Here is a 15,346-nt window from a genome sequence, read left to right as displayed (position 1 = left end):
ATATTATCTTTCTTTTCTTTATTAATGACAATGTATTTTAAGGTAATTTGTGATCTTGGTATGGATTGAACATCAATGAGATGTGTTTTTTTGTTTATGGATTTTACACCTCTTTATTTACAGTGTTTTGAATATATACTTTTCTAGTCATTTTTGAGGAAAATGGGTAAGTTGCGATAAAGTCAATAAAATCAAGGGAAATGAATGTAAATAAATATTTAAAAGTTTACTTTCGAAATAAGAAAAAAAGTCCTATATAAGAGGACTTTTTTATGTGTATAAATTAATATAATAATAGCGATTTTTTAGTTTTTTCTACTTCTCTTATTTTTTTCCGCAACTGTTTGCCAAGTGAACATGTTCATTAAAAATTTTGTTGTTAATTTGTTTTTCATATTTTTTTAATGTTTCATTTATTTCACTACCAGTTTTACTTTCGAAACTTTTCTCTAGTTCTGCTGCTATATCTCTTATACTTGTTTGTAAATCGTGAAATACCCCTATGTTTTTTTGAAGAGCATATGTATCTTCTTTTATAATATCTATTGATTTAAACCCTACCTCTGTTTTTAACATCATACGCTGCATTTCTCTTTCAATTTGTTTTTTAGCAGCTTGTAATTCATCAACAACCTGATTTGCTAAATCTCCTGCGGCTCCTGCAGCATTTTCGATTTGTTTTTCTATCTTTTTAATTTCTCCCATAAAATCCATCATATAATTATCCCCTTATTTAATCTGAAAATTTCCTGCTAATTGGTTGTCTTTATCTCTTAGTGAATTTGCTGCATCACTAATTTCATCTCCGAATTGGCTTAAACTTTTTTGTTCTTTTCTTAAAATATGGATTAATTCTTCGGCTATGTTTGCGTCATGAAAATAGTCATTTCCACCTTTTCTAATTTTAGCAATTTGTGAGATGGCTTCATCTACTTCGTGTTCTTCTAATAAATGATATCTTCCACCTGACCCTGTTTCATGTTTTAATTGACTTTTTAACTTTTGAACTGCTTCAGCTTCTTTTCTTTGAAACTCTTCTATATTTTTTGCGATATCTGATAATCGATTGCTGAGCGTTTGAATTTTTTTTGCTTGTCTTATAATATCTTCAGGTTCTAATTTTAATATGGGACTTCCATTTGAATGAAAGGATCCCCTATATGTATCTCTGCCGTGCCCGTCCATAGTTAAACGTGTAAGAAATCCTTCTTTTGTATCGTTCTGTCTCGTTGTGTATTGCTTACCAATTAGAGGTGCACCGAATTGAGTGTGGTTACCAATCGGGTCATTCTCATGTGTATAATCAGTTGCTTTATTTTCCATTTTCCCTTCATCTACTCGTTTTTTTGCTTCAGGACTTAGTAAACGATAGGGATTCGGTGCAGCCCATGTAGTTGCATAACAATCTAATTCTGCAGCGATAAGGTCCGCTTCTGCACCACCTTTACTATGTCCAGTAGTATGAAGAGAAGAAGGGTGATATTTTTCTACGATGTCATTTTTTGCCCATTTCAATCCAGTATCAAATGATGTTGCAGAATCAGGTTTTATTGTTTGACTGTTACTTGGAGTAATTACTTTAGAATGTGTTTTAATTCCGAACGAAATCTGATCAATATCTGTCACGAAATCTGCTAATTGCTTAGGCTCTGTTCCACGAAATGCTAGGATTATATCATCATAATGTGTTGCATTTTCATCATATTTGTCTGCTGGTACTACTGCGATAGCTTGTAATCCATTTTTTACTTGTAGACAATCTGCATCAATTGATTCTATGACTTTCCATGTTTTCCCATCAATACCTTCTATTTCTTTACCTTTTTCTAAAACTTCGTCATCATAAACATGATCTGATAATTTGAAATAATCTTCATCTGTCGCAATTGTGTTCTTTTTAAATTCACTCATTTGTTCCAACTCATTTCATGGTATATTTTAACTATATTCAAATACAAGGGGATTTTAAATGAAAAAGAAATTGGTAATTATTTTATCCATTATTTGTATTATAGCAGGAGGATATTTTACTATGGAATACTTAAAACAAAAAGAAAAAGAAGAAAAGTTTTGGAAGGCACAAAAGGCACGAGTAGAAAAGTATATTCATTACAATATTCAAGATGTAAAATCGATTACATTTAAAGAACACAGTGTAAGTCCAATGGGTGTTCCCAGATTAAAAGGTTATATAAACAATAATGAAAAATTAGATTTTATAGCTTATATTAGTACTACAGAAAATTTCGAAGATGATTTCACACGTTCTGGAGAACTTGGAAAACTAATAAAAAAACCAGCAAAATCGGTATCTGAAATTGAAAAAGAAGAGAAGGAAAAGAAACAAGAGTAGTCTTTGCACTACTCTTGTTTTCTGTATTCCATTTTAAGAAGAATGCATTGGTGAGTTTTTTATAAGGTGGTTTTCTATGAAGAAAATAATCATCTGGTTTGTATCTGCTGTGGTGCTCATAGCAGGAGGGTATTTTACAATGGAATACTTAAAACAAAAAGAAAAAGAGGAAAAGTTTTGGAAAGCACAAGAGGCGAGAGTTGAAAAATATATTCGTTATAATGTTAAAGATGTAAAATCTATTACATTTACAGAACACGAAACTAGCCCTATGGGAATTCCTAGACTAAAAGGGTATATAAATAATGACCAACAATTAGATTTTGTAGCTCGTATTAGTACTACAGAAAATTTCGAAGATCAATTTGATCGTTCTGGAGAACGTGGAAAACTAATAAAAAAACCTGAAAAATCAGTATCCGAAATTGAAAAAGAAGAGAAGGGAAAAAAACAAGAGTAGTCTTTACGATTACTCTTGTCTTTTGTATCCCATTTTAAGAAGAATGCTTGGGTAAGTTTTTTATAAGGTGGTTTTCTATGAAGAAAATAATCATCTGGTTTGTATCTGCTGTGGTGCTCATAGCAGGAGGATATTTTACTATGGAATACTTAAAACAAAAAGAACTAGAAAAAGAAAAAGAAGTAAATTTTTGGAAATTGCAAGAAGCACGGGTGGAAAAGTATATTCGTTATAATATTAACGATGTCAAATCTATTAAGTTCACAGAACATAAGGTGAGTCCAATGGGAGTTCCTCATGTAAAGGGATATATAAATGGTAATAAAGAATTACGATTTGATGCTGGTATCAGTAATACGAAGGACTTTGAAAATGATTTTGGATGTTCTGGAGAATTATATGATAACTACATGAAAAAACCAGCAAAGTCTGTATCCGAAATTGAAAAAGAAGAGAAGGAAAAGAAACAAGAGTAGTCTTTGCGATTACTCTTGTTTTTTATTATAGAAAAATAAAATATTTGAAAGTTTCTAACAATGCTTTATAATGTATTTAGTAAAATTAACCAAAATATACATTTTACTCATTATATACTAAAGGAGAGATTAAAATGGCTGGACAAATTCGTATGAGTCCTACGGAGCTAAAATCAAAAGCTAAACTATACGGACGAAGCTCTGATGAAATTAAAGATATTCTTGGAAAATTACAAGGATTACAAAATGAATTACGTGGAGAATGGGAAGGTCGTGCTTTTGATGGTTTTGATCGACAATTCAACGATCTAAGACCAAAAGTAGAAAGCTTCTCACAATTATTACATGAGATTGATGTTCAACTTACTAAAACTGCAGATGCTGTTGCTTCTCATGATGAAGAATTATCACGTAATTTCGGTTTGAAATAAGAAATGTTGTAATTTCCATAAAAACACAATTGGCCATGCAATTTATGTTGTATAACCAATTGTGTTTTTTAATAAACAGAGAGAACCTATGAAAGTAAACTAATATTCAAAAGTTTACTTTCATATTTATAATAAATAAAAAGCACTTTTTAATGTTTTAAAAATGCTTTAACTTGATGTTGATGTGACGGTACCTCAAGTATGTAGAAATTTAAAAAAGTCCCTTCATAATGCTAAAGGGACTTTGCTCACACAAATGATCTGCACATCAATTCATCTTTGATATACAGATCATTTGTATGATAATTTTTATAAATAATTGCTAAATAATGAACTTACATTACTGCTTTTAAAAGCTCTCCTACTAATGGGATGATTCCACCTAAGAATGATAAAACTGCCATTGCGATTGTCATATGATTTCCTCCTCTTTTTTCGTATTAAGATATGATGATTTTTATAAATAATTGTTAAATAATGAACTTACATAAATGCTTTTAAAAGTTCTTGAACTAATGGAAGTGCTCCACCTACAAATTTTAAAACCGCCATTGCGATTGCCATATGATTTCCTCCTCTTTTTTCGTATTAAGGTATGATAATTTTTATAAATAATTGCGGAATAATGAACTTACATTACTGCTTTTAAAAGTTCTTGTACAAATGGAATGATTCCACCTACAAATTTTAAAACTGCCATTGCGATTGCCATATGATTTCCTCCTCTTTTTTCGTATTAAGGTATGATAATTTTTATAAATAATTGCGGAATAATGAATTTACATTACTGCTTTTAAAAGTTCTGTTACTAATGGAAGTACTCCACCTAAGAATGATAAAACTGCCATTGCGATTGCCATATGATTTCCTCCTCTTTTTTCGTATTAAGGTATGATAATTTTTATAAATAATTGTTGAATAATGAACTTACATTACTGCTTTTAAAAGTTCTTGTACAAATGGAATGATTCCACCTACAAATTTTAAAACTGCCATTGCGATTGTCATATGATTTCCTCCTCTGTTGTTGATGCTAAGATGTGATTTATCTTTATGCTTTTATTATAGTAAGCGCTTACATTTTTATCAATACATTCTTATATGCAATATTGCATATAGGGAGGTAACGAAATATCACATTTTCGCATTAAGACATGTATTAGAAATTAATTGTTCCCTAAAACAAAAAAATGAACTGAATTCTCATAGACAATTGTAATGAGGTGAAATTTTTGTTTTGGGGTACTCCAAAATATTAGGTTGATGGGCATATGGTGCTACTCCTATCACTGAAAGTAAACTAATATTTAAAAGTTCACATTCAAATATTAAGTAAAAAACCTATTCCAGTATTGGAATAGGTTTAACTATTATAGATAAGAATTTGTTGTTAATTCCATGTTTGTAGACTAGAACTTTGGTGAATAATTTTATTATTTTGCCAATCAATTTTATAATTATCTATAGTTCCAAACTTGTCGTGAGGATGCTTATAGGTTTTGCTATTTGATCCTATCCAACCTTTTAAATATTCATAGGATAATGTATACACATCTCGTTCTCTAGCATGTTTTACGGATAAATCTGTTGAAGTTGCATTTTTATCTGCAATTATGATTGCCATTGTACTTGGTTGGAAACCAAATCTTACTAGAGATGGAAGTTCACTGTCTGATGAAAAATTATCTTCTGCATTAATGAGTGGATCGGTACGTGAGCTCATAAATAATTCATTACCATAATAACCATTTGAATCTCTATTATAAGGTCCATATCCTTTATTATAAAATTGATTAAATTCTACATTCCAATCTACTTTTTTATCTGTGTTATTTGTTAAAAACGTTTTATAATTTGGTTATTCATATGATATAGTATTGGACCAAGATGCACCAGCTGATACGGAAGATGAGGGACCTTCTGGTTTAACCTCTAAGCTCCCACCTACATTGTATGAAACTGTAGAAGATACTGTTTTTGATTCAATTTCATTTTTAGGTGAAACTTTATAAAATTTTGCATTGTCATTACTTGTAATTTCTAACCCTGTTTTAAAAGCGGATGGCCAGAAAATCTGAGCTGAATATGTGCCAGTACCACGCGAAAAATTCGAAGCAATATTACTTCCTTCTGTAAAAACGATAGCATATTTTTTATCAGTATTTGGATCATCAATGAATGAAACTTTTATTGAATTTTTTATATTTGCTTCAGCATTATAAGTTGAATCTAGACTATGCATAATTTTCGCACCTTGTCCTATTTCTTGAACTTTTGGTAAAGAATCTGCGTGTACAAATGAAGCGTTAAATGCTAAAGATCCACAAACGATTATTATTGGTGGTGGTATTACGGCAAGAGGTACTAAGTTATTAGATGAAGTGAAAGAAGAAGTACAGAAATATTTGCATCAAGAAATTTATAATACATGTGAGATTAGTTTAGCGCAAAATCGCAATCATGCGGGAATGATTGGTTCAATTTACCACTTATTACATCCCTATGAATAAATGATACAGATATTTTCATATAATTGAAAATTTATTCTTTTTTTCAATTGACAAATGATGCTACAATATAAGAGGAGAATACAATATTTTCCCATTTGGAAAATACCTTGTAGAAAGGAAGAAACTTCATGCCTATTATTTTAGAAAAAGGACAGAAGATTGATTTAACGAAGGGACAACCAGGAGTAGCAAAATTACAGGTTGGCTTAGGATGGGATCCAATTGGACAATCAGGTGGATTTCTATCTTCGTTATTTGGAAGTAAACCAAACATCGATTGTGATGCATCTGTGATTATGCTAGAAAATGATCGTTTTTTAAATAAAAATGATCTTGTTTATTTTGGAAATAAACTCTCTGCTTGTGGAAGTATTATTCATTCAGGTGATAATTTAACAGGTGAAGGTTCTGGCGATGATGAAACAATTTTCGTGGAATTACATAAAGTTCCGAGTCGTATTAATCGTTTAGTATTTGTTGTAAATATTTATGATTGCGTGAATCGTCGCCAAGATTTTGGCATGATTCAGAACGCATATATTCGTATTCAAAATCCGCAAACACGTGAAGAATTAGCGCGTTATAATTTATCGGAAAATTACGGCGGGAAAACAACGTTAGTTGCAGGCGAAATGTATCGCGATGGGAATGAATGGAAGTTTTCTGCAGTTGGAGAAGGTACACAAGATAAGAATTTAAGTGAGATTGTATCACGTTATCAGTAATACAATTTAAGGAGGAATAATATATGGCATCGATTTCGTTAAAAAAAGGACAGAAAGTAGATTTAACAAAAACAAATCCAGGTCTTTCTAACGTTCTTGTAGGTCTTGGCTGGGATACAAACCGCTATGATGGACAAAATGATTTTGATTTAGACGTTAGTATTTTCTTAGTAGGTGCAAACGGAAAAGTATCAGGCTCAGAAGACTTTGTTTTTTATAATAATCCAAAGGGAGCAAACGGTTCTGTAGAGCATCTAGGAGATAATCGTACTGGCGAAGGCGAAGGCGATGATGAAACAATTAAAGTAGATTTAAAGAATGTTCCTGCTCATATTGAGCGTATTTGTTTTACAATTACAATTTATGACGGAGAAAGCCGTAGCCAAAACTTCGGACAAGTATCTAATTCTTTCGTACGTATTGTAGATGAAGAAAAAGGTGCAGAGCTAATTCGTTATGATCTTGGTGAGGACTTCTCTATTGAAACAGCAGTAGTAGTCGGTGAGTTATATCGTCATGCTGGGGATTGGAAGTTTAATGCAATTGGAAGTGGATTCCAAGGCGGATTAGGTGCTTTGTGTAGCAACTTTGGTTTAGATGTAGAGTAATAAGAAAAATATATAAATACAAATTGAAAAACCGGCATAAAAGCTTTCTTTTTAGGTGGGAGAGAGCATCCGGCCATGAATAGAAGCGGTCAGATTCTCTTCCTGCCTCATGCCAAATGAAAAGAAAGTGCAGGTCACTTTTGTTTTTTCACAGCAGCAACTTAAATGTTGAAACATCAAAATGGATATATATGAGTGAACATATACTTTACTCGTGTATATACTTTTTAGAATCATAGTATAAGAGGTGAATATAAATGGTTATTCAATTACAAAAAGGACAGAAGATTGATTTAGGTAAGACAAGTCCAGGTCTTACAAAAGCAGTTATCGGCCTTGGTTGGGATATTAAATCATATGATGGCGGATCTGATTATGATTTAGACGCATCAGCTTTTTTATTAGATGCGAATGGAAAATGTACGAAAGAAACAGATTTTATTTTCTATAACAACTTACAATCTCCTTGTGAATCAGTTTTACATACAGGTGACAACCGTACAGGTGAAGGCGAAGGCGATGATGAGCAACTTGTTGTGGATTTAACTAAAGTTCCAGCAGGTGTTCATAAAATTGCAATTACAGTTACGATTTATGATGCGGAAGGTCGCAATCAAAACTTTGGACAAGTTGCAAATGCATTTGTTCGTTTAGCAAATGAAGAGACAAATGAAGAAGTTCTTCGTTTTGATTTAGGAGAAGATTTCTCCATTGAAACAGCAGTTGTCTTTTGTGAATTATACCGTCATAATGGACAGTGGAAGTTTAATGCAGTAGGAAGTGGATTCCAAGGCGGATTAGGTGCGCTTGTAAGAGCGTATGGCTTGGATGCATAAGAAGGAAACGAACTTCGTTTCCTTTTTTTGACCTTTCTATAAATCTAGCAAAGAATAGGGGAAAACAGTAAGATGAGCATTTTACAAGGAATCCTTGATACGTATGCCCAATTTTTTGACTTGGACATGTGGATTAAAGTATTACAAGATCCTGTATCTTGGGGATTAATTGGTACACTTGTTGTACTTGAAGGCTTACTATCTGCCGATAACGCCCTTGTGTTAGCGGTAATGGTAAAACATTTACCAGAAGAAAAACGCAAAAAGGCATTATTTTATGGGTTAATTGGTGCATATGCATTCCGTTTTATTGCAATTGGAATCGGTATGTTCTTAATTAAATTATGGTGGGTAAAAGTATTAGGAGCATTGTACCTTGCATGGCTTTCTATTAAATATTTCATTGATAAACGAAAAGAAAATAGTGAAGAAGAAGAACATGGCCTGAACCAAAATAGTATTCTTTTTAGAATGTTTGGTGTATTCTGGGGAACAGTTGTCATGGTTGAATTAATGGATATTGCATTTTCAGTAGATAGCGTTCTTGCAGCGTTTGGTGTATCCAATGAAGTATGGATTCTGCTTCTGGGCGGAATGCTTGGTATTTTAATGATGCGTGGTATTGCAGGTGTATTCTTAAGATTACTAGAACGTATTCCAGAGCTTGAATCAACGGCGTATATTTTAATTTTAATTATTGCAGCGAAGATGTTACTATCTGTTATTCATATTGAAGTGCCACACTGGCTATTCTTTATGATTTTAGTTATCGCATTTGGTGCAACATTTATTTTGCATTATATGCGAAATTCTGGACAAGCCCGAGAAGAGATTGCAGCTACTAAGAAAGAAGATAAATAATTGAAATGGGTTTGCTCGTTATGCGAGCGCCCATTTTTTATAACTTAAAATAGTTTATAATAAAAAGATAAGATATTATTTCTTTAAAAAAGTAAATGTTTCTGGAGGTGAACTGTCGTGTTTTCGCGTTTTACACTTCATCCATATGCATTAAAAGAAGAAGCTGACTTAAAACAATTCGAAATGATTTTAGAAAAACGCCCACAATATGAATTAACAGAGAATGAGATGAAATTTAGCTATATAGCTTGTCGTATTCTTGGTGTCCCAAACGATGTAGATGAATATTTTAATGAACTATTTGATTATAGCGAAGCAAAAGGAATTACTGTACTACACGAACAGAATTTAAATAAAGTAATCGATTCTGAGAAGCTCCGCCAAATTCAAGAAGTATTTACATTACATCAAGAAGCGCCAAATGGACTTACTGTAAACCGTCTTGTTGCACATTTATCAGGAAAGCAATTGTTACCAAAAGTGGATAATCCAGATTTACAACACTATATACATACAGCATTTATCACTGTATTGAAATTGTATGAGAAACAGCATAATCAATCTTTAAAAACAGAAGGATTTCGCCGTTTCTTAATTGATATAATTAAATTAAGCGAAAATTACGTAGCGAAATGGTTTTCTGCAATTAATTATAAGAAACAAATGCCGCGTATCGTCTGGTACGGTGATGCGAAAGAGAGTCAGATCTATTTCTTATATTTTCTTATTATGCTCGGATGTGATGTTCTCTATTATCATCCAGAAGGAAAAGATGGTTTTGAAAGCATTGATGATGAAGATAGGACTTTTGTCGTTTCTCATCCAGGTCGCGTTTCATTAGAGCCATTCCCTGATCGGCGTCGTGAGCGTGTTGCAACGGTAGCTTATCAAGCATCGAAAGAAATTGAAAAAGTGCTTCATCATGATAATTCATTATTATACAAACCGTGGCAATTTCGTACGTACACGCCTGTAGCACGTACGCTGAAGACAACATACGATGAACTCTTTATAATTACGAAAGAAAAAGCATTTATACGCCCGACATTCTTTGTGGAAAATAAACATATTTATATTCCGTCTTTATTTGCGAAAGTGTCAGGTGTTTCAAAAAATGATAAAGAATATTTTCAGCGATTGAAAGCTGTCACATCGTTTGATAACAGCTTATTAATTAATACATTCCCATTTACAAAAGAACAAAAAGCGAATTTTCAATTTCATTATCGTGATGCGTTAGACCGTGCTGGAAATCTGCATCCCGATCAAATTATGAATAGTCATTGGTGGCCACATAAGCGTTTACCTGAAGGGCTGCAACATGGGATTGCAGAAGCTATTATTCATACGTGTGAAAGTGAACTTTGTAAACCAGTTGGAAAAGAGACAAAACAAGAGGTAGCACTGTATGTTTTTGCACAGCTTTCCCAAATTCCACCTCATATTTTAGAGTTACTTGAGAAATTTGATTATTCGCAAGAAGTACCGAAAATTGTTATATTTAATAATGAAAAGAGTGGGGAATTAACTCGTTCTGATGCTGTCTTGTTGTTGTTTTTAAATCAAATTGGAATTGATGTACTACATTTTAATCCAAGCGGTCGAAATGATATTGAGCAGTATATTGAAGCGGGAGCGTTTGATTCGCATTGGCTCGAAGAAGTGAATTTCGATCTTGAATTTCATGGTTCATCAGCCTACAAGAACTTATCTCAAACAATTAAAGGACTATTTCGTCCATTTTTATAAGGAAAGGGAGAATCATACATGAATAATCCAGTCGTACTAGATTCAAAAACAGAATTGAATGAGCAAATTGCACAAGATGTTCGTTTACAGCTTAGACAAGATGCTGAAGTTCAACGTATTTATAATGCTGTTGATATTAAAGATCAACTGGAATTAATTGAACTTGGTAAAGAACCTTCTATGGAGATTTCACGTTTTGCAGATCAAATTTTACATACGATGTCTTTATCCAAGATAGAGGATTCCGGTGAACTTTTAAAACAGCTTGGTAAAATTATGGACAGATTTGATAGTAAAGATTTCGCGGAAGAGAAAAGTGGCTTTTTCTCTCGTATGTTTAAAAAAGCGGATAAAATGATTGAACAAATCTTTAGTAAGTATCAAACGATGGGCCGTGAAATGGACAAAGTGTACGTGGAAATTACGAAATACCAAGATGAAATGAAAAAATCAATTGGTACGTTAGATGGCTTATATGAACAAAACTTAAAATATTATTTAGACTTAGAGAAATATGTAGTAGCAGGAGAAATGTTATTAGAGCGTCTAAATACAGAACTAGTTCCAATGTATGAAGAACGCGTTCGTAACAATGATCAATTGGCAGGTATTGAATTAGAATCTTTAAGAAACTCTGTCGAAATTTTAGAGCAACGCATTGATGATTTAGAGAAGGCTCGTATGGTTGCGTTATTAACAGCACCACAAATTCGTATGATTCAGCGTGGTAATAACAAATTAATCGGTAAAATTAATACAGCGTTTATTACAACAATTCCTATTTTTAAAAATGGAATTATTCAGGCTGTGAATGCAAAACGTCAAAAGCTTGTTGCGGATTCTATGGCTGAGCTTGACCGTCGTACCAATGAACTACTTAAGAAAAATGCACAAAACATTGCAACGCAAAGTGTAGAGGTAGCAAGAATTTCTGGTTCTTCTAGTATTAAAATGGAAACACTTGAAGAAACATGGAATATTATTTCAAGAGGTATGCAAGAAACACAGCAAATTGAAGAACAAAACAAACGTGAACGTGAAGAAAGCCGCAAGCGTATGGCGGAACTTACAGAGAATATAAAAAAAGAATTACAAGGGTAATGTAAAAAGGCAATGAGGAGCTCCCTCATTGCCTTTTAATTTTTCTTAAACACTTTTATCATTTCGTTTATAACAAGTGGAATAATACTTAGTAATATAACAAATCCCCAATCTTTTAAAGTTAAAGCATGTACGCCAAATATATTAGCAATCGGTGGAATGGAGATAATGCATACTTGCATAAGTACACCAATAAGTAGGGAGAAAACTAAGTATTTATTTGTGAATACTCCGATCGAAAAGATTGATTTTGTACTTGATCGTAAATTGAATGAATGAACAAGCTGTGAAAAACTGAGTACGACAAACGCCATCGTTTGGGCATGTAATAAAGCATCATCATCAATTTGAGATGGGAAAAGAGGGAAGATATTTGTATCTCCTGTATATAATTTTGCCCCAACAATAAAGGCGATTAACGTGATGAACCCAATTATAATCCCGTTTAAAATAAGAAAAGGAACGCTACCATGAAACAAGCTTTCTTTTGCATCACGCGGCTTTTCTTTCATCACATCCGGATCTTCTGGGTCAACACCTAGTGATAGAGCTGGGAGTGTATCTGTAATTAAATTCACCCACAAAATGTGAATCGGACGAAGTGGGGTAGCCCAGCCGAGTAAAATAGCTAAGAAGAGTGCAATAATCTCTCCAAAGTTGCAAGAGAGTAAGAAAAGAATCGATTTTTTAATGTTGCGATAAATATTTCTTCCTTCCTCAACAGCTTTTACAATAGATGAGAAGTTATCATCTGTTAAAACCATGTCAGCCGCACCTTTAGCAACATCTGTTCCTGTAATCCCCATTGCGACTCCGATATCAGCTTGTTTTAAAGATGGTGCATCATTGACACCATCTCCAGTCATAGAAACAATATTTCCTTTTGCGCGTAGTGCCTTCACAATTTTAACTTTATGTTCAGGAGAAACGCGTGCAAAGACGTTTAAATGATTAATTTCATTTGTTAGTTTTTCGTCTGAAATACGATCTAATTCCGTTCCAATCATGACTTCGGATTCTTTTTCAGCAATACCAAGTTCTTTTGCAATAGCAAAAGCGGTATCTTTATGATCTCCTGTAATCATAACAGTACGAATTCCCGCGTTTTTACATTCTGCAATAGATGCTTTTACTTCTGTTCGCGGTGGATCAATCATGCCGACAAGTCCGATGAATATAAGATTTTCTTCCATGTGATTGGTGTTAACGTTTTTTGTGTCATACTGTTTGAAAGCAAATGATAGTACTCGTAAAGCTTTTTGAGACATCATTTGAGCAGCTTCTAATATTTGTTCTTCAATTGCTTCGGTTAAGACCTCCGTCTTACCATTTATAAAGATATGTTTACAACGAGGTAAGAGTTTATCAATTGCTCCTTTTGTCATGCTGTAATAGTTTTCATTGTACTCATGCAATGTTGTCATCATTTTACGTTCGGAGTCAAATGGTAATTCGTTCACGCGTCTATGTTGATCTTCTAAAGTGTCTTTTTGAAGATGAAAGATGCTGCCAGCAACAAGAAGAGCAATTTCTGTTGGATCGCCAGTTTGTGATTCAGCCTTATAAGATGCATCGTTGCATAAAATCATATTTTCTAATAATAAGCGCTGAGCATCATTGTTTATATTTAAATTTTTTAGTTTATCGTATGTACGGTCACTATAGAAATGAGTAACTGTCATTTTATTTTGTGTTAATGTTCCTGTTTTATCTGAACAAATAATTGTAACAGAACCGAGTGCTTCTACGGCTGGAAGCTTGCGAATAATAACGTTTTGTTTAATCATACGTTGCACACCAATTGCAAGAACAATGGAAACAATAGCTGGTAATCCTTCGGGAATTGCTGCAACCGCTAAGCTAATGGCAGTCATGAACATTTCTAACGTGTCTCGGCCTTGGAAATATCCGATGAAGAACATGGTGATACAGATTGCAACTGCTACAAAACCTAAATATTTCCCGACTTGAGCTAAGCTTTTTTGAAGTGGTGTTGCATCATCATCCGCTTCATGCAAGAGAGTAGCGATTTTTCCAATTTGAGACTTCATTCCTGTTTCAACAGCAACACCAACACCTCGGCCGTATGTAACAAGGGTCGACATAAAAGCCATATTTTTTTGATCACCGAGTGGTATTTGTTCTTCATTTTGAAGAGAAGGATGGTAAAGTGAATCTTTATCCACAGGAACAGATTCGCCTGTTAAAGCAGATTCCTCAATTTTTAAATTGGCGGTTTCAATAAGCCGTAAGTCACACGGAATATAACGTCCAGCATCAAGCATAACGATATCTCCTGGAACAACATCTTCGGACGGAATTTCTTTTAGTTCACCATCCCGTTTTACAATTGCTTTTGGCGTTGCCATCTTTTTTAATGCTTCTAAAGCTTGTTCTGCTTTCGATTCTTGAATGACACCAATTACAGCATTTAAGACAACAACGAGAGCAATAATGCTCGCATCGGCCCACTCACCAACAAAGGCAGAAATAAGAGCGGCAATTAAAAGAACATAGACGAGAACATCATTAATTTGAGAAAAAATACGTTGCCATAAAGTCCGTTTTTGTTTTGTAGTGAGTTCGTTTCGTCCATATTTTTTTAATCGAATTTGCACCATTTCGTCTGTTAGACCATGTTGTTCATTTGTTTCAAGTGCAAGTATTGCTTGATCTTTCGTTTTACTGTACCAATTGCTCATAGATAAACACCTCCGGTAAAAGCAGTTAGCAATGGTAATAAGATAAATATTAAAAAAAGAGTTTGGTGAAAGGGAAGGTCTATGGTGAAGTTCTCCTTTTATTGTACAGTATTTGGAAAATAGATGTAGAAAAGTGGAAGGGTGTCATTAATTTGTCGGAAATAAAAAAGTCCCTTTGTATAAGGGACTTTTCATTATTTTTTAATTAGCGTACCTAATTCTTCAGTAATAGCCTGCATTTCACTAATGCTGAATGTTTCACGTTTCATTACATGGTCGTAAATATCTCGTAAATCTTCGTACATTTCTTGGTTAAAGCTTTCAGCTCTCATTGCTCCTGCGTTTACCATGCGTAACTTTTCTTTAATAGCTTCTACCATATATTCAACATTTTCTTGCGATTTTACGGATAAATCCACCGAAGTGTCCCCCTTTGAAATAACATAAAGATATCTTAACATTTTTTATCATTTTCGTTAATGAAACTTTTCAACCCTATTAAATTAGTAGGGATTTCCTTTATAATTAATAATT

General features: G+C 33.3%; 14 protein-coding genes and 2 pseudogenes. 11 read left to right on the top strand and 5 right to left on the bottom strand.

The features are described 5' to 3' along the window. Positions 1-324: 324 nt before the first annotated feature. Both BPMYX0001_RS02055 and BPMYX0001_RS02050 read right to left on the bottom strand, forming a co-directional pair. Positions 325-717: a hypothetical protein gene (locus BPMYX0001_RS02055; protein ID WP_006093394.1), complete on the bottom strand. Its 393-nt coding sequence runs from the start codon at positions 715-717 to the stop codon at positions 325-327. A 12-nt stretch (positions 718-729) separates the two neighbouring features. After that, the gene (locus BPMYX0001_RS02050; RefSeq protein ID WP_033798590.1) at positions 730-1,911 is read right to left on the bottom strand and encodes a lipase family protein; all 1,182 of its coding nucleotides are present in this window, start codon (positions 1,909-1,911) and stop codon (positions 730-732) included. A gap of 58 nt (positions 1,912-1,969) precedes the next feature. On the opposite strand from BPMYX0001_RS02050, the gene BPMYX0001_RS02045 reads away from it, so the two are divergent. The 4 genes from BPMYX0001_RS02045 to BPMYX0001_RS02030 all read left to right on the top strand — a co-directional run bounded on the left by BPMYX0001_RS02045 (position 1,970) and on the right by BPMYX0001_RS02030 (position 3,720). Then, on the top strand, positions 1,970-2,353 hold the full coding sequence (locus BPMYX0001_RS02045) for a DUF1433 domain-containing protein (protein WP_006093391.1): 384 nt from the start codon (positions 1,970-1,972) through the stop codon (positions 2,351-2,353). Between the two features lie 76 nt (positions 2,354-2,429). Beyond that, on the top strand, positions 2,430-2,813 hold the full coding sequence (locus tag BPMYX0001_RS02040) for a DUF1433 domain-containing protein (RefSeq protein ID WP_006093389.1): 384 nt from the start codon (positions 2,430-2,432) through the stop codon (positions 2,811-2,813). A gap of 77 nt (positions 2,814-2,890) precedes the next feature. Then, positions 2,891-3,289 carry a DUF1433 domain-containing protein gene (locus BPMYX0001_RS02035; protein WP_006093387.1) on the top strand — a complete coding sequence of 133 codons (399 nt, stop codon included), beginning with the start codon at positions 2,891-2,893 and terminating at the stop codon, positions 3,287-3,289. A 134-nt stretch (positions 3,290-3,423) separates the two neighbouring features. Further along, positions 3,424-3,720 (top strand): WXG100 family type VII secretion target, encoded by a 297-nt coding sequence (locus BPMYX0001_RS02030; protein ID WP_003204763.1) that lies wholly within the window; start codon positions 3,424-3,426, stop codon positions 3,718-3,720. A gap of 1,390 nt (positions 3,721-5,110) precedes the next feature. Here BPMYX0001_RS02030 and BPMYX0001_RS29195 read toward each other — a convergent pair. Next, positions 5,111-5,962, bottom strand: a pseudogene (locus BPMYX0001_RS29195) (beta-channel forming cytolysin). Between the two features lie 76 nt (positions 5,963-6,038). Between BPMYX0001_RS29195 and BPMYX0001_RS02010 the strand changes: the two are divergent. The 7 genes and pseudogenes from BPMYX0001_RS02010 to BPMYX0001_RS01980 form a co-directional block, all read left to right on the top strand. Further along, positions 6,039-6,230: pseudogene (locus tag BPMYX0001_RS02010) on the top strand (ROK family protein); the annotation flags it as partial. A 128-nt stretch (positions 6,231-6,358) separates the two neighbouring features. Beyond that, positions 6,359-6,955, top strand: a complete 597-nt coding sequence (locus BPMYX0001_RS02005; RefSeq protein ID WP_006093378.1) for a TerD family protein — start codon at positions 6,359-6,361, stop codon at positions 6,953-6,955. 23 nt (positions 6,956-6,978) lie between these two features. Next, positions 6,979-7,563, top strand: a complete 585-nt coding sequence (locus BPMYX0001_RS02000; RefSeq protein ID WP_003194793.1) for a TerD family protein — start codon at positions 6,979-6,981, stop codon at positions 7,561-7,563. A 257-nt stretch (positions 7,564-7,820) separates the two neighbouring features. Continuing rightward, positions 7,821-8,399 carry a TerD family protein gene (locus BPMYX0001_RS01995; RefSeq protein WP_006093376.1) on the top strand — a complete coding sequence of 193 codons (579 nt, stop codon included), beginning with the start codon at positions 7,821-7,823 and terminating at the stop codon, positions 8,397-8,399. Between the two features lie 72 nt (positions 8,400-8,471). After that, complete coding sequence (locus BPMYX0001_RS01990) at positions 8,472-9,260, top strand: TerC family protein (protein WP_006093374.1); 789 nt, start codon at positions 8,472-8,474, stop codon at positions 9,258-9,260. A gap of 117 nt (positions 9,261-9,377) precedes the next feature. Further along, positions 9,378-11,009: a YceG family protein gene (locus BPMYX0001_RS01985; RefSeq protein ID WP_006093373.1), complete on the top strand. Its 1,632-nt coding sequence runs from the start codon at positions 9,378-9,380 to the stop codon at positions 11,007-11,009. Positions 11,010-11,027: 18 nt separating this feature from the next. Next, the gene (locus BPMYX0001_RS01980) at positions 11,028-12,110 is read left to right on the top strand and encodes a toxic anion resistance protein (RefSeq protein WP_003194801.1); all 1,083 of its coding nucleotides are present in this window, start codon (positions 11,028-11,030) and stop codon (positions 12,108-12,110) included. Between the two features lie 35 nt (positions 12,111-12,145). Here the strand turns inward: BPMYX0001_RS01980 and BPMYX0001_RS01975 are convergent, their stop codons facing one another. Then, positions 12,146-14,812 carry a cation-translocating P-type ATPase gene (locus BPMYX0001_RS01975; RefSeq protein WP_006093371.1) on the bottom strand — a complete coding sequence of 889 codons (2,667 nt, stop codon included), beginning with the start codon at positions 14,810-14,812 and terminating at the stop codon, positions 12,146-12,148. A gap of 194 nt (positions 14,813-15,006) precedes the next feature. Beyond that, a complete protein-coding gene (locus tag BPMYX0001_RS01970) occupies positions 15,007-15,231 on the bottom strand; it encodes a DUF1128 domain-containing protein (protein ID WP_003194805.1) in 225 nt (74 codons plus the stop codon). Positions 15,232-15,346 lie beyond the last annotated feature (115 nt).

The organism is Bacillus pseudomycoides DSM 12442 (assembly GCF_000161455.1).
Classification (GTDB): Bacteria; Bacillota; Bacilli; order Bacillales; family Bacillaceae_G; genus Bacillus_A; species Bacillus_A pseudomycoides.
This window is presented reverse-complemented; position numbering and strand designations above follow the sequence as displayed.